This is a genomic window from Paenibacillus pasadenensis (genome assembly GCF_023715725.1).
Taxonomy (GTDB): Bacteria; Bacillota; Bacilli; order Paenibacillales; family Paenibacillaceae; genus Paenibacillus_O; species Paenibacillus_O pasadenensis_A.
On sequence record NZ_JAMBOT010000005.1, the window covers coordinates 81,730 to 103,064 of the forward strand.

The window sequence follows — 21,335 nt, forward strand, 5'->3', positions numbered from 1 at the left end:
TAGATCTTTCCGATCCTTCAGCCTTCTCTTATCCAATCGCCTGCTCGCTGCGCAAGACCGACTTAAGAGACAAATCATGCCGCGTATGAATGTACCGCACCGTCCGGGTGGCGGCGCGCATGACAACGGAATGAGTGTGCGCAATGCGCCCGGGCAAATACCGCACCCCTTCAAGGAAATCTCCCGGCGTGACGCCCGTAGCGGCAAAAATAACATCGCCGCTGCCGACCATGTCGCTCGTGCGGAGAACACGGGCTGGATCGGCGATGCCCATCTCGGCGCACCGCTGCAGCTGCTCCTCGCCGTCCGGCATCAGACGCCCCTGCATCTCGCCCCCGAGGCATTTAATTGCAGCGGCAGCCAATACGCCCTCCGGCGCGCCTCCCGATCCGACGTACAGATCAACGCCCGTTTCGGGATAACACGGCGCCATCGCCCCCGCCACATCGCCGTCCGTCAGCAAACGGATGCGCACTCCCAGCTCCCGCAGCTCCCTTATGAGCGGCGCATGGCGCTCCCGGTCAAGCAGCAGCACCGTAAGCTCCGACAATGGCTTGCCAAGCTCTCTTGAAGCTTTGCGGATCGTCGTTGAAATCGGATCGGAGAGGCTTAACCGTCCCGCAAGCTGAGGTCCGACAGCGAGCTTCTCCATATACATGTCCGGAGCGTGCAGCAGCTGTCCTCGCGGAGCAAGCGCCAGCACCGAGATGGCGTTGCCCAAGCCTCTCGCGGCAAGCTCGGTGCCCTCAAGCGGATCAACCGCCACATCCACCTCCGGCCCCGCTCCCGCCCCTAGCTTCTCGCCGATATAAAGCATCGGCGCTTCGTCCATTTCCCCTTCGCCGATCACTACCGTGCCGCGTATCGACAACGAGCCGAACATCTTGCGCATCGCCTCCGTAGCGGCGTCATCCGCCTCATGTTTGCTGCCTCTGCCGACCCACGACGCCGATGCGAGCGCCGCCAGCTCCGTAACCCGCACGACCTCAAGCGCCAATTCCCGTTCCATGCCAGCCTCATCCCCTTGTCTTCTGGAATAGCTCCAAGTATTGCCTGGAAATAATGTAACACATTTATATATGACTCACAATAGGTGATTAAACAACGATATAGGAGGCATATTTAAAATCTCGCTCTTTAATCGGGACAAATTTGAAACCGTGGCCTGCTTCCATGCGTCATAAAAAAGGTTTCTTTCGGCTTCGGGGATTTGGCGGGACGAAGGTTCGGGTATACTGGTAGAAAATGCTTGTTTACCCTACTCCGCGAAGGAGGAACTGCGGATGAACGCGATCCTGAAACGCTTCGGCGGCCGGAGCCAATCTCAAATCCCGCTTCTGGCTGCCATATTGCTGCTCGTCGAATTTGCCCGCGGAGCGGCGCTGATCAGCTTCTTGCCGCTGTACGGCACGGATACGCTCGGATTGACGCTGGGCACGGTCGGAGCCGCTATTACGGCTCATTATTTGACGGATACCGTGCTCAAAATGGGAATCGGTTATCTGCTTGACCGCTTCGCGATTCGGTTTGTCGTTCATGCGGGGCTGCTCGCTTCTCTCGCAGGAATTGCGCTGCTTCCGTTCGCCGATGTCCCCTGGCTGTTCATTACGGCAGCGGCGCTTTACGGCGTCGGCATTTCGCCGATCTGGATTGTCTGCCTCACCGGAGTCAAGGAAGAGAACCGCGCCTCTCAAATGGGAGTTCTCTACACAATCTGGCTTGGCGGCCTTGGCGCAGGCCCGATCGTATGTAATATCGTGCTGGATCACAGCAGCCGCGCCGCCTATTTGCTGCTGCTTGGCAGCGTACTCGCCGCGTGGGTACTCGCCCTGTTCATCAGCCGCCGCAGCGAATCCGCCGAAGTGGAGCATGTTCCGCTGCGCCGCCAGCTGCCCGTGCTGAAGGAAAGAATGTACGCCATGCGCCTGCTCTTGCCCGGCATGGTGCTGCAGACAGCCGTCGCCGGCATGCTCGTTACGGTTTTGCCTACGTTTGCTACGGACAAGCTGCATCTGACCGGCGCGCAGTATTCTCTGCTGCTAGCGGCAGGCGGAGCGCTCACCATTGGAGGCCTCATGCCCTTTGGCAAGCTGTCGGACCGATTTAGCCGTTATCGGCGCTGGTTTCTTGTATGCGGATTTTTTGCGGTCGCTGCGTCGCTGTATGCCTTGTCCTTCAGCGGCAGCTTTATCCTTTGCATCGTGCTTGCCGGCCTGCTGGGCCTCTCCTACGCCACCGTTCTTCCGGCATGGAATGCGCTGCTCGCCGCTTATGTTCCACCTAGCCAAAAGGGGCTTGGATGGGGTATGCTGAGCACGGTGGAGGGCGTCGGCGGCATGATCGGCCCCGTTGCCGGAGGCATGGTAGCTACCTGGCGGGGAGAGCCCTTTGTCGTCTGGCTGAGCGCGCTGCTGTTTGGCCTCATTGGACTTTGCTATTGCTTCCTGCCGCTTTCTGAAGCGAATGGCAGCCCGCCCAAATCATTGGAATAGGTTGTGAGCCTGCTAGCATGAATAGCATTCAGGATTGGATCAACACATTCAAATCAATGGATCTCAAGCAGCTGGAGCATATGCTGCAGCAATTCTCAGCTTACGGCCCGCTGCCCGGCATTCTGCTGCCCTTCTTGGAAGCCTTCATGCCGTTTCTGCCGCTGTTTCTGTTTATTGCGGCCAACGCCAACATCTATGGGCTCGGCTTCGGCTTTCTGTTCTCCTGGATCGGAGTATGCGCCGGCTCGATCTGCATGTTTGCTCTGGCCCGCAAGCTTGGTTCGGGTCTCGGCATGTGGCTGGAACGCCGTTTCCCCCGCGCCGGCAAATTTTTCGATTGGCTGGAACGGAAAGGCTTCACGCCGGTATTTCTGCTCAGCTGTTTTCCTTTTTCGCCTTCAGTGCTGGTCAACATCGCCTCCGGCCTCAGCTCGCTGCCTTTCCGGACTTTCCTGACGGCCGTGCTGCTGGGCAAAGCGGTCATGATCTTTACCATCTCGCTGCTCAGCTTTAATATTGGCGAACTTAAGCCTTGGCGCATCGCCCTTGCAGCCGTTGTCGTCGTGCTGATGTGGCTCGGCGGCAAAAAAATCGAAACGCGTTATTTAGCCAAATAGAACGTCTGGACGAAGGCTTGCAGGACAAGCCGGCGGCCGGGCGTTTTTTTTAATCTTCAAAAGCTTCCGGTTATTGCCTTCCCCGACGCATCATAGGAAAGCCGCGGCTGCGGCACACTGATAAGGCAGTTCAAGCCGAGAGGAGTAATGGCGATGTCAGGCGAACAGCCATCTGCAAAGCAGCTGCAGGCGCGCAAGGCGCAATCCGAGGCCGACCGCACCGGACGCGACAAAGCGCAGGCCAGCGGGCAGCAGTCCGAAGCCGACGCGGCGGCAGTCAAAAAGCACGGTATATAGTAAGGCGCTGAACAGGAGGAGAGCTTCATGAGCGACAAACCGGTTCATAACGAAATGGACCCCGTTTCGGGCGAGCATGTCGAAGTAGACGGCGTGTATACGAATGAATGGGGCCGCGAGGAAAAGCTGCAGCGCGGCGACGTTTTCCCGGCCGATCCGATGTGGGGCTCCACGGAATGGAAGCTGACGGAGCTTGAGTTCAGCAACCACCATATGGGCCATACCGATCCGCGGGAAATTCCGCATGATAACGCAAACGATCCAGAAAATCATTTGCAGCATCCGCGCCGCCATAAGCATAAAGAGCATCGGGGAGACAATTAATCCGCATCAAAAAAGCCTCTAAATCCCTGTAAGGATTTAGAGGCTTTCCTCGTTCATTAGAGATTAGGTTTAGTCCCGGCCCTTCAGCGGGAAGAGCTGCCACTTGCCCGAATCCCCCTCCGAGGCGCGGGTTTGCACCTGATCAATCAGCTTCTCAAGCCGGCTCAGATGATAGCCGTATTCAAACAGCGCTGAGGCCACAAAAACAAGCCGCAAATGCTCATCGGGATTGTCGCGCAAATAATCCGTCAGCTGGCGCGCCAGGCGCGAGCCCGTGATGCCTTCCGCATGGCCTTGCGAGCCGGGTTTGATTTTGCCGTCCAGCTTGAGCAGCAGAAATTCGTGGTACTTTGTCAGCTCCTCGATCTGCGAGTCAAGCCTTCCCGCCCATTCCTCCGCTCCCGGAGTAGAGAAATAATGCTCCTCCACCACCTCCAGCAGATCGGAGCCCTTGGCCACGGCGCGGATGAGCTGTTTGGCAAGCAGCAGCTGGCGGGCCCTCTCCACGCGCCGCGAGGAGCGGAAGGTGCGTTCCTCCTCCAGCACCTTGAAGCGCTCCTCAAGCCGTCCGATCATGCCTCTTAACTTTTCCTTCTCCTTGTTGTACACCTGCTCCTTCATCTCGTCGGAGATGGAGGTGCGCAGCAGCAGCGAGAGCTCGGCGTAGCTCTGCTGCACAAGATCATGGAATTGTTTGCGCGGGCTTGGGGGGAAAATAAACACGTTCACGGCAAACGCCGCTCCCATACCGGTCAATACCTGCAAAAAGCGCTCCACGGCAAACATCCAACCGGTTGAATTGGCTTCCATAACCGCCACAACCGTGACCAGCGTCAGCCCTACGGTCGATTCCATTTTCAGCCTGATGCTGATCAAAATAACGGCTATACATACGATGCCGACCGTAATCGGCGAATTGCCGATCAGCTGCACCGCGCCGAGCGCGATGGCCGCTCCGAGCAGATTCGTCTGGAATTGATCGCTGATCTGCTGCCAGGAGCGGAAGATAGACGGCTGAAGCGTAAAAATTGCCGATACTGCGGCCAGAAGCGGATTGGCAAAGCCGATCAGCCCGCTTAAATAAATGGCCAGCGCCACGGCCATTCCTGTTTTGAGCACACGGGCGCCAATCGTCATGTTGCGGGTCCTCCTTTTTCCGGGAATCGGCATCCAATCGTAAACTCTCTATACGATTAGTTACCCCTGCCGTTCCGGCTCTATACACGTTGCAGGACCTGCTTTGCACAAAGGCCTCTGTTAGCCTGCTGAAACTCCGTCCTCCGGCATCACTTGGAAGGAGCTTTTTGAGCTGTGGTTGCGGAAAGGAAGACGGATCTCAAACGTCGTTCCCGTTCCGAGCTGGCTGGCTACCCGGATGCGGCCCTTGTGATTGTCCACAATTTTATAGGATACCATAAGTCCGAGCCCAGTGCCTTTATCCTTCGTCGTATAAAAAGGCTGTCCCATTTTTGCGAGCTGCTCCTCGTCAATGCCAGGCCCCATATCCATGACGGAGATGAGCACTTCTGAATGGTCGCGGCGCAGGCTGATTTCGATTTCTCCGCCGTCCTGCATGACCTCAATCGCATTTTTGAGAACGTTGATGAACACCTGCTTGATCTGTGAATCCACTCCGTAAATCCAAAGGGGCTCTTTTCCGTAATCCGCTTTGACGACAATGCCGTACAGGGCCGCCTGCGATTCCAGCAACAGCACCGTATCCAGCATCATGCTGCGCACATCGGCAAAATCCATCTCGTACACCTGCGGCTTAGAAAGCATTAACAGCTCGCTGACGATCGTTTCGATTCGGTTGAGCTCGGATTTCATAATATCGTAATAGCCCGATGCGGACGTTCTGCCGCTGGCGATCAGCTGCAAAAACCCTTTCAGCGAGGTGAGCGGATTGCGGATTTCATGGGCAATGCCGGCGGCGAGCTGCCCGGCTACATATAGCTTTTCGGAGTTGATCAGCAGCTCCTCGTTTTTCTTCCGCTCTGAAATATCGCGGATAATGATCACAACGACCGGTTTGCCGGCAAAAGTGGATTCGGACAAAATCAGTTCGGTGCTGATTAACCGCCCTGTACCTGTTACCCAATCCAGCTCGATCGGAGGACTGTTCTCCACTTTTCCCCGGTGCGCCGCTTTCGAGGTTTGGTGGCGATGCAGATGCATTCTCAGCTTCTCGTGATAATCGGGATGCAGGAAATCAAAAATGGAGCGTCCGACCATGCGGCTCTCATCATATACCTCGAACATGCTCAGTCCCGAACGGTTAACGAATTCCCATGTCGTGCCGCTGACTACCGCAATCATATCAATCGAGTTTTCGACCAGCAGCCGGTACCGCTCATTAATAAGGCCGTATCTGCGATCGGCCAAGCAGGCCATGATGCTGAATGCAAATATGATTACTGCCGCCAACGCCAGCAGCAAACCCATAAATAACAAATAATTGTCCATCTGATAACCGAGCATTGCTGATTCACCATAAAATCTTGTTCCGGCCATTGTCAGCACCTGCAGCAGAATCGCTCCGGTTCCAAGCACGAGACTGCCGGCAATTCTGAAACGCGGCCCGTTTTTTTGCTGAAGATAAACGGACGTAAACGCAGCGCCAAAGCAGCAAATAAGCGCGGTTCCCAAGTAAATGGGGTCAATCTGTAAACTTGCGCGATAGCTGATGATGCAGAAAAAATTCAGAGAAGATAATCCGGTTGTCAGCAGCAATGATGCCGAAAGCTGCCGGGCGATGGAGGGCCGGTCGCCTCCCCCGCTGTATACAAGTAAAGCCAAATACGCGGCTCCCCCGATAACAAATAGCGGCAATATCGTTAAGGGACCGACGGTTTGGACAAAATTGTAGGCCAGCATCGTGATGAAATGCATGGACCAGGCGCCAAGCGAAAATACGATAGCCCCGCCAAGCTGCCAGTAGGTTCGTTTGGATTGTTTAATGCCAAGACTTCCGGCTATGCTCAGCATCGTAAATGAAGCGAAGGCAACAATCGTATACGCAAGCAAAAAATACAGCAGATGGTTCATGGATAGGTATGGTATCATTCATGGGGCCTCCCCATTTTAGCTTTCGTGTTGTAACCGACCTTCCGTTTACCGAACGGCTGTTCACAAACTTCGACAACCGGGACTAAAATCCTGTTTAACCACTTTTACCAGAGCGGTGTTTTTTTGTCGATTCTTATAGATTGTTTACAAATGCAACTAATTTGCTTTGTTCCAAGCGGGCTTGTCCAGCGCTGATTGACACAAAAGGAGAGTTATTAATTGGAAATGTTTGATATATATAATGAACATTGGGAACTTATAGGAGTGGCTGCACGCAAAGAGGTGCATCGTCTCGGTCTCCGGCACCGCACGTTTCATTGCTGGCTTATTACAGATAGAGCCGGGCAGCCGTGCGTCCGTTTTCAAAAACGCCAGCTCGGAAAAGACACTTATCCGGGTTACTTGGATATTACGGCTGCCGGGCATCTGACTGCCGGTGAAGGAATCCGTGACGCGATGCGTGAAATTGAGGAGGAGCTAGGCGTTGCCGCCGTCTTCGAGGAGCTGGTCCCCATCGGATCGCATGAGGAGAGGGCGGTCGGCACGGCCGGCGGCATCGACTTTATCGATCATGAACGAAGCGACGAATTCGCGCTGCGCTGCAATCTGCCCTTGCTGGAGCATCGGCTGCAGCGGGATGAAGTAGCCGGTATTTATGAGGCTTCTCTGGACGATCTCATTCGGTTGTTTGAAGGAATCACAGAGAAAATTGAAGCGGAAGGCGCAGAATGGGCTGCGGCGGACGGCGAGAGCGGCGGTGTTCAATTGGAACACCAAGCCGCTTCCGGGCTTACGTCTGTGCGCCTTCAAGTTCGGGCGGAGGATTTTGTCCCCCGCCAGAACGGTTATTACGCCGATCTGTTCCGCCGCTTGCGGAAGCTGGCCGGTATGGGAGCAGACCAATTACAGGACTAATGTTTCCCATTGGCCCCAGGCCGCGACGCCCCTTTGCGCAATCCGCGCAAGGGGGCTGTTTTACGTACAGCGCCCGGAGCGGCTTTACGCGCAGAGCCGCGTCCTTTCTGACGCGTAACCGCCGTAACCTGCGCTTTGTCCGCACCGGAAGCGGAGTTCCCGGCTGGCGTTCCCTCCGGCTTTTTGCGTGTTAACGAGCCGCCGCTTGGTAATTTGCCGGATTCGCTCCGCGAGAAGGACCGCCCGGGAACGCCAAAGCCGCCGGGCATTGGAAATGACGGCATACCGGGCATCCCCATCATTCCAGACGGCTGCTGAAATCCCTGCATGGGCATTCCCGGCATCGGTTGAAAAGAGGGCATCTGCGGCGTTCCTCCGCCTGTGGCTCTTTCCCAATTGGAATACCAGTTGTCGATCATCCCGTGAATATTGTAGAAATAGGTAGACCTCGGAGCTATGTCCAGATCCTGAAGGATAGGCTCGTTCAGCACGACTGCTCCAGCGTCGTGAATGCAGGCATGCAGCCGCTCAATGAAGCGGCCCAGCTCGTCTGCCGAAGCGAAGGACTGCGGTTGAAAGAGAATTCTTCTCTCTGCATTTATATCGTAGCAGGAACTCATCCGGATCCCTTGAGGCACCTCGCTCCAAGGCTGTACGAGGCTCATATCATACCCTTGAGACTGGTACCACGCCAATACCTTGCGGATAAACTGGCGGTGAAAACGAAGAAAGTTATCTCCCCAGCCAATTGGCGGGTTGAAGTTATTATTTACATGAAAAGCATGATGCCATCTTTGATGTTCTGCAAGCAGATCGCTCGGAAAATTCGAAATAATCATAGGACAGCCTCCTAAGGCGTTCAGGCTGGCTGCATACAGCCTTTTTCCTCAGAATATGCCGCCTCTGCCGGGCTGGTGACAGACCCGCCTCAGCTCCGGTCGTCGAAATAATAATGCTCTGTGCGGATACTGCCCCCTGCAAGCTCCATAATTCCATAGGAGTACCTTGGCTGGCGCCGCTTCTGCAGCGGCGATCCGGGATTAAATAAGAGGGAAGCTCCGTGCTGCTTCCGATATGGGGTATGGGAATGTCCGAACAAGATAACAGCGGCATCTTCCCCTTCAAAGTTGGACAATGCTTTCTGCTCCGTCCACCGCCCCCAGCCTATATCGCCGTGCACAATTCCGATCCGGAAGCCTCCCAGCTCAAGCAGCTTCTTTTTTCCAAAGCGCCGTACTAGATCCGGTCCGTCATTGTTGCCCGCTACCCCGTCTACGGGGGCAATAGCCTCTAACAGCGCAACCGCTCGCGGATGAGTCCAATCGCCTGCATGAAGAATAAACTCGACGCCCTGAAGCCCTCTAACGAGTTCATCGGGCAGCTTTCCCGCCGTGCCGCTTAAATGCGTATCCGACACCAATCCGATCCTCATTCGCTGTTCCCCTTCCGTTCCGCCGTCACGATTAGCCTGTCCCGTACGTAAAGCCGTCTGTCCATCCAGCTTATCACACCGCAGCGCTCCTCGATACCGTGGAAGTCTGCCGCAAAATGTCGAAAAGCCTCCTCTTTCAGGAAAATAATAAATAACCGCAAAGCGGGCTCCGGCTGCGCAGGAGCACTCGCTTTGCGGTTATAATGGACTCAGCAGAAAGAACTGCGGAGTCTTAGTATAAATACGTCAGCAGCCAAGCTGCACAAACAGCCCAGAATGGCAGCGCAAGCGCCAAGCCATTGATCAAACCGGTCCATAGATGGCCTTCTCTCCGGATCATGCCGCATCTCTCCCTCGGTTGTGGCTTCATACTTCCAGTATGTCCCGCCTCAACTGCGGTTAGACATTGCTGAAGCATGCCTTGCGGGCTTTTAAGCCCTTGCCCCCAAACCTGGCGTGTACCGCAGGCCATACCGCCTGCTGCAGCCGTTGATGATTTTTAATACCCGGTGAAGCGCTTGCACAAACCATTTGGAGCCGGCTGCTGATTTTACTATCGGTTGAGGTAGCCTTATGAATTACACTATGCAAAGGAGGTATGAATTATGATATGCCGAAGCGGATGCGCCGCCTGCTGCATTGCGGCCTCAATTTCCTCCCCGATACCGGGCATGCCCGGCGGCAAACCTCCCGGAATTCCCTGTATACAGCTTTTACCGGATTTGCGCTGCGCCATCTTCGGTCATCCGGACCGCCCAGCCGTATGCTCTTCCTTGCAGGCGGAGCCGGAGATGTGCGGGAACAGCCGCGGGGAGGCGATGGAATATCTGGAGCGGCTGGAGCGCGCTACTTCTCCGCATGAATGAAGGCTGAGCGGCTGCAAGCTTTACTAAATAAAATAAAAAAAACGCCGCTCCCGGTACAGGCCGAAAGCAACGTTTTTGCGAAGGGAATGAATCCTGGTAAAGTTGTGAATGGTGCTGATGAAGGGATTCGAACCCCCGACCTACGCATTACGAATGCGTTGCTCTACCAGCTGAGCTACATCAGCAAATCGTTGTCAGTGCGCTGTCTGCTTGTCCGTCTCGTCAGCGGCGACTTTTATAGGATACGCATTTTCGCGAATAATGTCAAGCGATTGTCGAATGGTTAAACCGGTGATTTGTGACAGAATTATGTCCTCGTTTGGCATCGCTCCGCAGAGGGTAATACTAGGCTATCAGCAGTGGCTGCGCATCAGTTTTCGGCGGCTCAGAACGGGCTCCGCAAGCTTGCGATATGACATTGCTCCATCAGATCGGAGGCGGATAAGTTATGCCCTATTCCAGAATTTTAATCGGATATGACGGATCGGAGCAATCGGTGCGCGCGCTCCGATCCGCCATTGAGCTGGCATCGACCTTTAAGTCGATGCTGGAGGTTGTTCATGTGTACAACGTGATGCCGATTATTGTCGGCGAAACAGTTGCCGCATCACCGCCGGCCGGAGCGGAGTCCATGCGCCTCGAAGCGGAAACGATCGCCGCAGAGGCTCGTTCCATTATCGCTTCCGTCACGGATATGCCAATCGAGGTTTTTATCGCGGAAGGCGATGCCGGCAGACAGCTTGTTGATCTTGCCGACAGCCGCGGCGCAGACCTGGTCGTTGTAGGCAGCCACGGCAAAGGCGGCTTTAAGGAGCTTTTGACCGGAAGCGTCAGCCATTATGTGACTCAGCATGTGCACTGTCCTGTTCTGGTTGTTAAATAAAGCTTCCATAGCAAATAGGCCCGTCTTCATGACGGGCCTATTTGCTTGGCTCTGCGCAGAGCTCGGCTTCATCCGCTCTCTCGAGCTGCTGCCCGGTACTTGCGGGAATCAGCAGCGAAAATACGCTGCCTTCACCTTTGCGGCTGTCCAGCTCCAGCCGCCCGCCCAGCAGCTGAGCGAGCTGCAGGCTGATTGATAATCCCAAGCCTGTCCCGCCGTATTTGCGAGTAATCGTCCCATCCTCTTGCCGGAAAGCCTCGAAAATGAGCGTTTGTTTCTCTTTTTCAATGCCAATTCCGGTGTCGCTGACCGCAAAACGGACCCATTCGTCCCCGCTCTGTCCGGTTGTTTGGCTCACTTGCAGTCCGATTCGTCCTTGCTCCGTGAATTTGAACGCGTTCATAAGCAGATTGCGCAGTATTTGCTGCACGCGCAGCCAATCGGTATGCAGCAGCGCGGGAACAGCCTGGTCCAGCTCGATCCAAAAATCAGCCTTCTGGCGTTCCGCCATAGGCTGAAACTGGAGCTGCAGCGACTGGATCAGCTCCAGCGTAGACACCGGCTCGATATGGACGTCCATTTTGCCGGCCTCCGCCTTGGACAGATCCAATATGTCGTCAAGGAGCTGCAGCAGCTCCTTGCCTGATCCGTGAATGATAGCCGCATGCCGCAAGTCCTCTTCGTTGTAACGGCTATCCTCATTTTCCTCAATAAGCTGGGACAGCAGCAAAATGCTGTTCAGCGGCGTTTTAAGCTCATGCGACATGTTGGCCAGAAACTCCGACTTATACTGCGACGCCAGCACTAGCTGCTGCGCTTGTTTTTCCAGACCCTGCTTGGCCTGTCGCAGCTCCTTCGTCTGCCGGCTGAGCACCCGGTTCATCACCTTGAGCTCCTGCATCCGAATCTGTTCTTTATTAAAATCCCTGACCATGTATACGAAAAATACGCTGAGCAGCATGGACAATGGATAGGTAACCGGGAAAATATCCGTCCAATAATACTGATAAGGCAGGACGCCCATCATCGATATGTTCACGCAGTTTAGCGTTGTAAGCAAAACAATCGCAATAACGGATTTTTTCTTAAAGCTCCAGCCATTGCGCTGATACCACGACGTCAGTAGCGCGCCAGCCACAGCCAGAATAAGCATATTGCCGAGTCCCGCCAGCGACGCCTCATTAATGCCAAAAAGCTGTCTGCTCCCTCCAATGCCAACCCCGATTGCTGCAACCGTCCAAGGGGAGCGGAACATAAGCACAGCCAATATGAGCGGAACCTGGCGGAGATCAAAGCGAACCTCATGCGGCAGTTCAAGCGCGAATACCATGCTAAAAAAGCCTGCTGCAACAAAAGTGAAGGCAGCTGCCGCTCTTTGCGCCGCAGGCCGAATCCGGTGAAAGACCGTTTTGTAGCCCAGATTAAACAAATACGCCATCGCAATCAGCAGACTAATATTGAGCAAAAAAACGCTGGATAAAGTCACACGGATCCTCCCGTCGCATTGTATTAACGCTATTCTACATGAATTGGCGTCTGCTCACACCTCGCCATACCGGAGCTGGCTGGCTCCGATTGCTGTTTTCCAGCTGTTATGGTCCTTAAGATCATCGCAGATTTGTTTAATATGACGCTTCTTGTCGAAAAATCAAGTCCTTGGACCTAAATTTTATTGGCGAAATTTGCGTTTTGCCCCGAATCTTTCATATTCTTTTAATCCGTTTAATGTAAAATAAGAGAGAAGAACGATTATGACTAAGGGGGTGCTTTTCGAAATGATGAAATCTATTACATTCAAGAACCGCTCCGTCCCCGTCTTCTACCCCCCCGGACAAGAGGAGGCGGCTCGGCTGCTGCCCGATAAGCTGAAGGAGTACGAGTTGAACTTTGATTTCCGCAAACGCTGGAAGCGAATCTCCTCGGTGCAGCTATCGCGGGATGTGGCTATTTTTCAATATAATGACGGAACAAAACTGTATTTGGAAGTTTGTTGATGCTGCAGAAGACCTCTTGAGCAAGCCAGTCTGACCGCCGGGCGGTACATAAACCAGCTTTTTGACAGATGTCCCGGCAGTCGCTAGTCAAATGAAAAAGCTGTCCTTCGCCTTTACGGCGGGACAGCTTTTTTTCATCGGCAGAGTTTATTAAAAAACGGGATTAAGGCCGGGATAAAATGTCTTCAATGATCCGCAGCTCTTCCTCGCTGAAATCCAGCTGATCCAACGCACGGACGCTGCTCTCAATCTGCTCCGTACGGCTGGCGCCGATAAGAGCTGAGGTTACCCGCCCTCCGCGAAGCGTCCAGGCGAGGGCCATCGCGGCAAGGGTTTGTCCGCGCTGCTGCGCAACTTCATTTAAACTCCGGATCCGCTTCAGGTTGCTCTCCGTAATGTTGTCCGTGCTCATGAAGACGCTCGGCCCGGCCGCGCGCGAGTCGGACGGGATCCCGTTCAAGTAACGATCCGTCAGCATGCCGCCGGCAAGCGGGCTGAACACGATCGATCCGATGCCTTCCTCATCCAGCACATCCTGCAGCCCGTTTTCAATCCAGCGGTTAACCATCGAATACGACGGCTGATGGATCAGACAAGGCGTGCCCAGCTGCTTCAGAATACGGGATGCCTCGCGAGTCTGCTCCGCGCTGTAATTGGAGATGCCGACGTAAAGCGCTTTGCCGGAACGCACCGCGTAATCAAGCGCGCTCATCGTTTCCTCCAGCGGCGTGTCAGGGTCCGGACGGTGATGATAAAAAATGTCCACATAGTCGACGCCCATCCGTTTCAGGCTTTGATCCAGACTGGAGAGAACGGATTTGCGGGAGCCCCATTCTCCGTAAGGCCCAGGCCACATATAATAACCAGCCTTCGTGGATAAAATGAGCTCGTCCCGGTAAGGAGCCAGATCATGCTTCAGAATACGTCCAAAGTTCTCCTCTGCGGAGCCGGGCGGCGGGCCGTAATTGTTGGCGAGGTCAAAGTGGGTGATGCCGGAATCAAATGCGCAGCGCACCATCGCCCGGCCGTTCTCGTAGCGGTCGTTGCCGCCGAAGTTATGCCATAGTCCGAGCGAGATGGCAGGCAGCTTCAGGCCGCTCCGCCCAGTGCGATTGTATTTCATTGCCTCATAACGATTGGAAGCAGGCACATAGGTCATGCTGAATTCCTCCTTAGAATGAGTTACGTGATGAATACAATTTCAACGGTATTTAACCCGGCAAAGGCTTGCCCGTACGAACAGGCAGATAAGCCTCTTCTTGAGCGGTTTTGGCGAAAAACTCCGGCTCCTCCCGCGCCAGCTGAAGCCAGGCATTAACGCAAGAAGGATCGAAATGGCGTCCCGCTTGAGACGAGATGAGCTCCAATGCGCCCTGATGCGTCATCGCCTGACGATAGGAGCGCTGCGAGGTAAGCGCATCGTAAACGTCCGCCACTGCCGTAATTCTCGCCAAGAGCGGAATCTCTTCGCCCTGCAGTGAATCGGGATACCCGCCGCCTTCCCAGCGTTCATGATGAGAGCGGATGACCGACAGTTCCTCTCGCATGAAGCCGAGATTGCGGCACAGCTCGTATCCCCGAACGGGATGCTGCTCAACGACCAGGCGCTCCTCCGTTGTTAAAGCGGCGGGCTTGCGCAAAATAACCTCTGATATGTAGAGCTTGCCGACATCGTGCACAATCGCGCCTTGGCCCACCGCCAACAGCTCGGATGGAGAAAGCCCCATCCTCTCGCCCAGCTTGAGCGCGTACAGGGCGACGCGGTAATTATGCCCTGCCGTATATTCATCTTTTTGCTCGGTTGCCTGAATTAAATCCTGAACGCTTGGCGAAATGCATCTCTGCAGCCATTCCTGCGGACTGGAGCGAAAGATCGCCCGCAATGAAGCCGTAAGGGATGCTCCGCTGCCCGCCAGCTGCCGCAGCAGCCCGGAAGCGACTACGACAAGCGAGGTGAGCAGCAGCAAATGGTAGATCCACCAGCTCAGCCGCCACGTCTCGCCGTTCACCATAACGACTTGTCCGGCAGCCAAAAAGCCGCAGCCGTACACAATTGCGAGCTGCAGCGGCATTCCGGCCGAACGGTAATCTCTGGCGAAGTTCATCGCCGCATGCAGAAGCAGCAGAAGCACAGCAACCGTCAGCACCGTCCGCACGCCCTGCAGCCCCATTGCCCAGTTGTGCATCGTATGAGGGCCTCTCATGGATATTGCCAGGAAAAGAACCAGTCCGGCCGTGTACACAGGCGACAGCCACCGGTGAGCGTCTTTAAGACGGACCGCAAGCCCTCTGGCGGAAGGCAGCGAGGCCAGCCAAAGCCAGACGGTAGCGGCGAGAATGCCGAGCTGGGAAGACACGCCCTGGACGCTGTTATGATCCATAACAAATCCCGGTGTCGCCAGCCCGTGCAGCATCAGCAATCCTGTCATTGATATATAAGCCAACGATAGAAACGAGACGCCAAGATTGCGCAGCCTCATTCCCGCATAACCTAAAGCTGCGGCGAGCAGCAAAGCCAGAAAAGATACGATGCTGACCAAATAAAAATGGACAACGGGCGATTGCAAATAAGGATCGAGCCCTCCCCATGAGCGAAGCATCTCAAATAACCCGAGCGGAACGAGGAAGGATAGGATCGGTACCGGCAATAGCCGGGCGGCAGAGCGACGCATAGGACGGAAGTTCACCTCGAAAGCCGCGCAGGGCTGTGTAAATTAACGGTGAGTACAGACAAGTGCTGACGCCTATACAAATCCGGCAGGCTGCTATAAGATGGAAAAACAACGAAGCTTTAACGTTAGCATACCTCATTTTGCGAACTTTTCAAGTCAAGGTTGAAACCAGGAGATGATTGATGATGTCTTCCCAATACCAAGTGAAAATTACGAAAGAACAATATCAGATGGTTGAGCTTTCCGAAGCCTCCACCCGCTCCAGCGTGCTGCTCTGTCCTGAACGCGGCGGTATCGCGCTGCAATGCCGGCTCAACGGCTACGAGTTATTTTATCTGGATGAAGCTACGTTTCTTGATCCGTCCGCCAATATCCGCGGCGGCAACCCCATCCTGTTCCCGATCAGCGGTCCGGTTGAGGACGGCGAGTACGAGTGGGACGGCCGCACATACCGGATGAAACAGCACGGCGTCGCCCGCACGGAAGCATGGGAGATTGCCGACACCTCGGAAAGCAACGGCGCTTCCGTTACGCTCCGGCTGCGCAGCAATGAACGTACGCTGGAGGCTTTTCCGTTCCAGTTCGAGCTGTTGTTCACCTATACGCTGAAAAACGGCGCACTGACGATTGATCAGGAATACCGCAATCTGTCGGATCGGAACATGCCAATGTACCCCGGATTCCATCCTTACTTTGCGACCAACCGCAAAAATATCCCTTACGGCACCGATGCGACAACGTATCTGGATTACAACGACCATGCCGAAAAGCCGTTCCACGGCGCTCTTGATCTGGATGGAATGCCGGAATCCGCCGCTCTCTTGAACGCCGTCAAGCCGGAAATTTCCTTCCCGCTCGACAGCGGCATAACCGTTATGCTGAGCTACAGCGATTCCTTTAAATATGTTGTGTTATGGAGCGTGGAGGGCAAGCCGTTTGTCTGCGTCGAGCCTTGGATGGCGCTGGGAGGCGAGCTGAACCTGAACCGTCAGGCGGAGCTTGTCCTTGTGCCTGCAGGCGAAACGGTTCCAGCCCAGCTGACCATTCAAGCCTCTCACACAAAAAATTCTTGAGCCTTATCGCGGCTTAACTCTTTTTCAAACAGGACAAATCCGCTGGCGCTTATGCCTATCTCCGTGTAACCGCATGAGCGGTACAGCTCGCCAAGCTTCGGATTGGATGCGATGCAGTCCAGCCGGATTGCGGTTTTACCGGAATAAACGACGTTTTTCTCAGCCCAGCGCAAAATGGAGCGCCCCAGCCCGGCACCCGAGTAATCGCGGGCAGAAGCCAGCCGGTGCAAGTACACATAACGCTCATGGCCTTGCTCTCCCCATAACTCCCGGTCCCATGGGCCGGGCTGCTGCATCAGAATGACCATGCCAGCCGCACGCCCCGGCACTCTGCCGGGGCTTTTTTGCGTATCCCGAAACAAAACCGCCTCGCCTCTCGCCGCCGCATCCCTCAGGCCGTGGCTATCTTCGCCGGTCAATAATCCGCTCCACTGAGTTGAGCCCCGGCTATGCAGCCAACGCGCAATGCCGAGCAGCAGCTCCATTGCCTCATCCATATTGCCCGGCGAAATCAGCTCAGCTGAAAACCCTTCTTTCAGTTCATGGTTAAGGATCGTTAATGTGGTCAAAGCTAATCACTCCTTAAAAGATTGTCTGAAAAATAGCGGCTCGCTCAGCTCACGATCCTCTCGGTTGGAAAACGCATGACTAGGGTAAATTGCTCATAGTTGTTCGGACAAACCCGAAGCTAATCTCGACAAAACCAACCAGGAGGTTCACTATGACAAGCTCAAACAAGCAAACCGTCAAAACGTTCCCCCCTCAGCATCAAAACAAACAGCCCGGCATTGAATCCGAGATGAACCCGCTTCCGGTGTTCGACACCCCGGAATACAAAGGCTCCGGCAAGCTGGCAGGGAAAAAAGCGCTCATTACCGGAGGCGACAGCGGCATCGGCCGGGCCGTTGCCATTGCATTTGCCAAGGAAGGCGCCGATGTTTCCATCGTTTATTTAAACGAGGACGGCGACGCCGAGCTGACAAAACAGGCCGTGGAGGCACAGGGCCGTACCTGCCTGCTCATCCGGGGAGATGTCGGCGACGAAAAGTTTGCCTCGTCAGCGGTCCAACAGACGGTTGACGCGCTTGGCGGGCTGGACGTGCTCATCAACAACGCGGCGGAGCAGCATCCTCAGCAGAAATTCGAGGATATTACCGCCCAGCAGCTGGAGCAGACGTTCCGCACCAATATTTTCTCCATGTTCCATCTTACCAAAGCGGCGCTGCCTTATCTAAAAAACGGCAGCTCTATCGTCAATACGGCTTCCGTCACAGCTTACGAGGGCAATCCGCTGCTCATCGACTACTCCTCTACTAAAGGGGCGATCGTCAGCTTCACCCGCGCGCTGTCCAACCATCTGGTCGAACGCGGCGTTCGCGTGAACGGCGTCGCACCGGGCCCGATCTGGACGCCGCTCATCCCGTCGACTTTTGACGCTCAGCATGTGTCCGAATTCGGCGGCGACACTCCGATGAAACGCGCCGGACAGCCGCATGAGCTTGCTCCAGCCTATGTGTACCTGGCGAGCAGCGACTCCTCCTACGTATCCGGCCAGATGATTCACATCAACGGCGGTCAGGTGCTGAACGGTTAAGCGTAAAAATTCCCATAAAAAAAGCTCCGCTTGCCATCCGAAGCCGGATTGGCGTTTAGCGGAGCTTTTTTCATTATACCGGGCCAAAATCAGCTTCAGCCAAATCGCCGCTAATGCCAAAGGCAGCGCGGCTGCCGCTTGCAGCGGCAATGACAAGCTGAGAAGGAGAAGTGCCTGCCGTATCGCCTGCGGCGTATACACCCGGAACGGTCGTCCGGCCGTAAGGGTCGACCATAACCGCCCCTCCCGCATCATGCGCGCAGCCGAGCTGGGCTCCCAGCTGCGTGCCAAGCATCGCTTCCGGCGTAATAAAACCGCCGCTGCGCGCAATGAGCGTGCCGTCCTCAAACCGGACGGCCTTAAGCTTCCCGCCGCTGCCTTCAAATGCGGCAATTCTCGTGCGGGACACCTTCACGCCGCGCGCTTCCAGCGCCTGCTGCTGCTGCGCAGTCAACTGGCCTTGGCCGTGCGTGCAAACGAGCACGTCGCGGGACCACCCCAGCAGCAGCTTCGCCTGCTGGAATAAATTGCTGCTAGTGGAGACGGCAACAATCGGCGCATCCCGCAGTTCCCATCCGTCACAGTAAGGACAGTTGAACAAGGAGCTGCCGTACATTTCCCTCAAGCCCGGGACATCCGGCAGCTGCTCTTTTAGCCCCGCCGCGAGCAGCAGCGTACGAGCCTCTACCGCGTGTCCTGATTCCGTGCGGAGCCGGAAAAGGCCCGCGTAACGTTCGATGGTGACAACCCGTCCCTGGCGCATCCGGACGGTCGGGTAGCTCTCCGCTTCTTCCCTGGCAAGACGCCGGAATTCGGCAGGAGAAACGCCGTCGCGGGTCAAGTAGCCGTGTCCCGCCTGCGTAACCGCATTGCGCGGTTTATGATCATCCAAAAGCAGCACGGACCTGCGGGCTCGCCCAAGCACCAGCGCCGCGCTAAGTCCCGCTGGCCCGCCTCCTACAATGGCGCAATCTATCATCATCCGCAGTCCTCCTTCGAGCGGTGCTTCGCTACTTACTTTATTAGCGGAAGCGCCTGCCTAGAAGAAGGAGCTGCGAGTTAATTGCCGCCGGATACCGGTACTGCCGCTCCGTAATATTCCTCAAGCGTATCGCCGCTCTGTTCCAGCTTATGCGCCAGATCGACACCTACGTAGCGGATATGCCACGGCTCGTATTTATACCCTGTAATGGCCTCTTTGCCTTCCGGGTAACGGATAATGTAACCATAATCCGCTGCATATTTGGCAAGCCATTCCGCTTCCGGCGTTCCGCCGAAGCAGCTCTCGGCTGCACATTTGCCGTCGATGCCGGACACGTCGATTGCAAGACCTGTCTGATGCTCGCTATGTCCCGGACGCGCGCTGTACTTGTTCGCAGCTTCAACGCCGTCTTTTTTGGCATAGTTGTCAAACAACGTCTTCTGGCGGGACTCCGTGCGGTAGCCGGAAACTCCGGCAAGCTTAATGCCGTCTTTTTTGGCAGCCGCGACCAGATCCTCCAACGCCTTCGCCGCTTCCTTGCGCAGCTTGCGCTTATCGATTTTCTCCGAGAAAGTGAACGGGATGTCGGGATAAACCAGGTCATCCGGCGCGTAGCCTTTTGGCAGCTTAAACTGTTTGTTCACAAGCGCCGTAACCGCTTCGGCATTGGCGGTTACCTCTACAGCCGACCCCTTGTCTCCTCCGCCGCTGCTTCCTTCCTGTTTGCCGCCGCCTTGTTGCCCCGGAGTCGGATCGGTGGACGGCTTGGAAGATGGCGTAGCACTCGGACTTGGACTAACGGATGCATCCGGCCCCTCTGTGGCGCCGTTGTTTGTATTCTGGCCAGCGTCAGGAGATGAGGATGGCTGTATGCTCGGCGAAGATGTTCCCGACGGGTTATTGGCTTCGCCGCCAGCCGAACAAGCGGCTCCAGTCAGCATGACCGCGATTAGCAGCGCTGCCGCTGCTGCAGATTTGGATCTCATGATGGCAATATCTCCCTATGGACAAATGTCCGAAAGTATCAAGTCATATTCAAGCATGGGCCGTTAGCCCCGCTATTGGTTATACCACACAGACGCCTTTTCGCGAAGAATGGTTTCACTGCCGCATTCGCCTCATCCTTCCAATTGCATTCAGATAAATGATCATTGAACTGCCAAGCAGGGAAGTTTATGCTTAGATTTGGAAAAGCTATATTGAAGAAAGGAGCACGACTTCCATGCAAGAGGCGGTTCTGACATCACCCTTTGAGCTTAGACTAAGCGATGGCGGCCTTATCCGGGGCGATATCCGCGTCACGGCTGCCGGCGGCAGCAGGCCTGCCGTGTTAATCGCACACGGCTTCAAGGGTTTCAAGGACTGGGGCTTCTTTCCTTACGCTGCTGAGCAATTGGCCCGCGCGGGATTTTACACGATTACCTTCAATTTTTCGCGCAACGGGGTAAGCGGAAGTCAGGAGTTCGACGAATTGGGCAAATTCGGGCTAAATACATACAGCCGGGAGCAGGCCGATCTGGAACGGGTCATCGCTGCGCTTATCCGCAAAGAGCTGCCTCACCAGGAAAAGGCTGATCCGAAGCGGCTCGGCCTCATCGGACATAGCAGAGGCGGCGGCAATGCGCTTCTGTTTGCAGCCGAGCATCCGCTTGTGCGAGCTGCTGTATCCTGGAACGGCATCGCCCGGGCCAACCTGTTTGAAGCGGCGTTTGAGGAGGAAGCGAGACGAGAGGGCGTAGCCTTCACGCCGAATGCCCGCACCGGCCAGCAAATGCCGATTCGCAAGGAATTTTTCGAGGATCTCGACGCCAATGCGGAACGATTCGATATTCCCGCACGGTTAGCCTCGCTTCGCATTCCTGTGCTTCTCATACAAGGAGACCAGGATAGTCCAAGGCTGCTGGAGGCATTCCGCATCCTCAAGGATGCCGCTCAGAACGGCACCTCTCTGCTGCTGGAAGGGGCGGGGCACACGTTCGGAACGGTCCATCCGTTTGCTGGAACAACCGCTTCTTTAGAGTCGGGGCTTGAGGCGACAATCGAATTTTTGCGGCAAAAGATTTAAGCAGCATTCCGGTTGGGTTTTTTTACAATTTCATGTTCCATTAAGGTAAGCGCGGGGCAG

Annotated in this window: 22 protein-coding genes and 1 tRNA gene; 11 read left to right on the forward strand and 12 right to left on the reverse strand. The window is 55.4% G+C overall.

Translation table 11 applies throughout. The annotated features are described in order from the left end of the window. Window positions 1-28: 28 nt before the first annotated feature. Window positions 29-1,009, reverse strand: a complete 981-nt coding sequence (gene glpX, locus M3223_RS14025; protein ID WP_251562471.1) for a class II fructose-bisphosphatase — start codon at window positions 1,007-1,009, stop codon at window positions 29-31. 274 nt (window positions 1,010-1,283) lie between these two features. On the opposite strand from glpX, the gene M3223_RS14030 reads away from it, so the two are divergent. From M3223_RS14030 to M3223_RS14045, 4 genes are all read left to right on the forward strand, one after another. Then, complete coding sequence (locus tag M3223_RS14030; RefSeq protein WP_251562473.1) at window positions 1,284-2,492, forward strand: MFS transporter; 1,209 nt, start codon at window positions 1,284-1,286, stop codon at window positions 2,490-2,492. Between the two features lie 17 nt (window positions 2,493-2,509). Beyond that, on the forward strand, window positions 2,510-3,109 hold the full coding sequence (locus tag M3223_RS14035) for a TVP38/TMEM64 family protein (protein ID WP_251562475.1): 600 nt from the start codon (window positions 2,510-2,512) through the stop codon (window positions 3,107-3,109). A 153-nt stretch (window positions 3,110-3,262) separates the two neighbouring features. Next, entirely contained in the window at window positions 3,263-3,406 is a 144-nt protein-coding gene (locus tag M3223_RS14040; RefSeq protein ID WP_251562477.1) for a hypothetical protein, read from the forward strand. Between the two features lie 27 nt (window positions 3,407-3,433). After that, window positions 3,434-3,730, forward strand: a complete 297-nt coding sequence (locus M3223_RS14045; protein WP_251562479.1) for a transposase — start codon at window positions 3,434-3,436, stop codon at window positions 3,728-3,730. Window positions 3,731-3,799: 69 nt separating this feature from the next. Here the strand turns inward: M3223_RS14045 and M3223_RS14050 are convergent, their stop codons facing one another. Together M3223_RS14050 and M3223_RS14055 are read right to left on the reverse strand one after the other, a co-directional pair. After that, a complete protein-coding gene (locus M3223_RS14050; RefSeq protein ID WP_251562480.1) occupies window positions 3,800-4,867 on the reverse strand; it encodes an FUSC family protein in 1,068 nt (355 codons plus the stop codon). Window positions 4,868-4,987: 120 nt separating this feature from the next. After that, window positions 4,988-6,796 carry an ATP-binding protein gene (locus tag M3223_RS14055; RefSeq protein WP_251562482.1) on the reverse strand — a complete coding sequence of 603 codons (1,809 nt, stop codon included), beginning with the start codon at window positions 6,794-6,796 and terminating at the stop codon, window positions 4,988-4,990. A 267-nt stretch (window positions 6,797-7,063) separates the two neighbouring features. On the opposite strand from M3223_RS14055, the gene M3223_RS14060 reads away from it, so the two are divergent. Further along, window positions 7,064-7,714 (forward strand): NUDIX hydrolase, encoded by a 651-nt coding sequence (locus M3223_RS14060; protein ID WP_251562484.1) that lies wholly within the window; start codon window positions 7,064-7,066, stop codon window positions 7,712-7,714. Here M3223_RS14060 and M3223_RS14065 read toward each other — a convergent pair. Both M3223_RS14065 and M3223_RS14070 read right to left on the reverse strand, forming a co-directional pair. After that, the gene (locus M3223_RS14065) at window positions 7,711-8,553 is read right to left on the reverse strand and encodes a hypothetical protein (protein WP_251562487.1); all 843 of its coding nucleotides are present in this window, start codon (window positions 8,551-8,553) and stop codon (window positions 7,711-7,713) included. The two genes, M3223_RS14060 and M3223_RS14065, sit on opposite strands and share 4 nt — an antisense overlap. An 89-nt stretch (window positions 8,554-8,642) precedes the next feature. Continuing rightward, window positions 8,643-9,146, reverse strand: a complete 504-nt coding sequence (locus M3223_RS14070; RefSeq protein ID WP_251562489.1) for a metallophosphoesterase family protein — start codon at window positions 9,144-9,146, stop codon at window positions 8,643-8,645. A gap of 598 nt (window positions 9,147-9,744) precedes the next feature. On the opposite strand from M3223_RS14070, the gene M3223_RS14075 reads away from it, so the two are divergent. Continuing rightward, complete coding sequence (locus tag M3223_RS14075; RefSeq protein WP_353057701.1) at window positions 9,745-10,008, forward strand: hypothetical protein; 264 nt, start codon at window positions 9,745-9,747, stop codon at window positions 10,006-10,008. Window positions 10,009-10,121: 113 nt separating this feature from the next. Here the strand turns inward: M3223_RS14075 and M3223_RS14080 are convergent. After that, window positions 10,122-10,197: transfer RNA gene (locus tag M3223_RS14080), tRNA-Thr, on the reverse strand. A gap of 263 nt (window positions 10,198-10,460) precedes the next feature. Between M3223_RS14080 and M3223_RS14085 the strand changes: the two genes are divergently transcribed. Then, entirely contained in the window at window positions 10,461-10,895 is a 435-nt protein-coding gene (locus tag M3223_RS14085; RefSeq protein ID WP_251562494.1) for a universal stress protein, read from the forward strand. A gap of 37 nt (window positions 10,896-10,932) precedes the next feature. Here M3223_RS14085 and M3223_RS24535 read toward each other — a convergent pair whose 3' ends face one another. Beyond that, on the reverse strand, window positions 10,933-12,381 hold the full coding sequence (locus M3223_RS24535) for a sensor histidine kinase (RefSeq protein WP_251562496.1): 1,449 nt from the start codon (window positions 12,379-12,381) through the stop codon (window positions 10,933-10,935). A gap of 289 nt (window positions 12,382-12,670) precedes the next feature. On the opposite strand from M3223_RS24535, the gene M3223_RS14095 reads away from it, so the two are divergent. Further along, entirely contained in the window at window positions 12,671-12,889 is a 219-nt protein-coding gene (locus M3223_RS14095) for a hypothetical protein (protein WP_251562498.1), read from the forward strand. A gap of 163 nt (window positions 12,890-13,052) precedes the next feature. Here M3223_RS14095 and mgrA read toward each other — a convergent pair whose 3' ends face one another. Together mgrA and M3223_RS14105 are read right to left on the reverse strand one after the other, a co-directional pair. Continuing rightward, complete coding sequence (mgrA, locus tag M3223_RS14100; RefSeq protein WP_251562501.1) at window positions 13,053-14,048, reverse strand: L-glyceraldehyde 3-phosphate reductase; 996 nt, start codon at window positions 14,046-14,048, stop codon at window positions 13,053-13,055. Between the two features lie 52 nt (window positions 14,049-14,100). Then, window positions 14,101-15,561, reverse strand: a complete 1,461-nt coding sequence (locus M3223_RS14105) for an HD-GYP domain-containing protein (protein ID WP_251562503.1) — start codon at window positions 15,559-15,561, stop codon at window positions 14,101-14,103. A 182-nt stretch (window positions 15,562-15,743) separates the two neighbouring features. On the opposite strand from M3223_RS14105, the gene M3223_RS14110 reads away from it, so the two are divergent. Then, window positions 15,744-16,634, forward strand: coding sequence for an aldose epimerase (locus M3223_RS14110; protein WP_353057702.1), 891 nt, complete (start codon window positions 15,744-15,746; stop codon window positions 16,632-16,634). Here the strand turns inward: M3223_RS14110 and M3223_RS14115 are convergent. Further along, window positions 16,616-17,203 (reverse strand): GNAT family N-acetyltransferase, encoded by a 588-nt coding sequence (locus M3223_RS14115; RefSeq protein WP_251562505.1) that lies wholly within the window; start codon window positions 17,201-17,203, stop codon window positions 16,616-16,618. The genes M3223_RS14110 and M3223_RS14115 overlap by 19 nt on opposite strands. A 152-nt stretch (window positions 17,204-17,355) precedes the next feature. On the opposite strand from M3223_RS14115, the gene M3223_RS14120 reads away from it, so the two are divergent. Continuing rightward, window positions 17,356-18,228 (forward strand): SDR family oxidoreductase, encoded by an 873-nt coding sequence (locus M3223_RS14120; RefSeq protein WP_251562507.1) that lies wholly within the window; start codon window positions 17,356-17,358, stop codon window positions 18,226-18,228. Window positions 18,229-18,301: 73 nt separating this feature from the next. Here M3223_RS14120 and M3223_RS14125 read toward each other — a convergent pair whose 3' ends face one another. Both M3223_RS14125 and M3223_RS14130 read right to left on the reverse strand, forming a co-directional pair. Beyond that, window positions 18,302-19,210, reverse strand: a complete 909-nt coding sequence (locus M3223_RS14125; RefSeq protein ID WP_251562509.1) for an NAD(P)/FAD-dependent oxidoreductase — start codon at window positions 19,208-19,210, stop codon at window positions 18,302-18,304. A gap of 77 nt (window positions 19,211-19,287) precedes the next feature. Next, window positions 19,288-20,196 carry a M15 family metallopeptidase gene (locus M3223_RS14130; RefSeq protein WP_251562512.1) on the reverse strand — a complete coding sequence of 303 codons (909 nt, stop codon included), beginning with the start codon at window positions 20,194-20,196 and terminating at the stop codon, window positions 19,288-19,290. Between the two features lie 236 nt (window positions 20,197-20,432). Between M3223_RS14130 and M3223_RS14135 the strand changes: the two genes are divergently transcribed. Further along, window positions 20,433-21,275: an alpha/beta hydrolase family protein gene (locus M3223_RS14135; protein WP_251562514.1), complete on the forward strand. Its 843-nt coding sequence runs from the start codon at window positions 20,433-20,435 to the stop codon at window positions 21,273-21,275. Window positions 21,276-21,335: the final 60 nt, after the last annotated feature.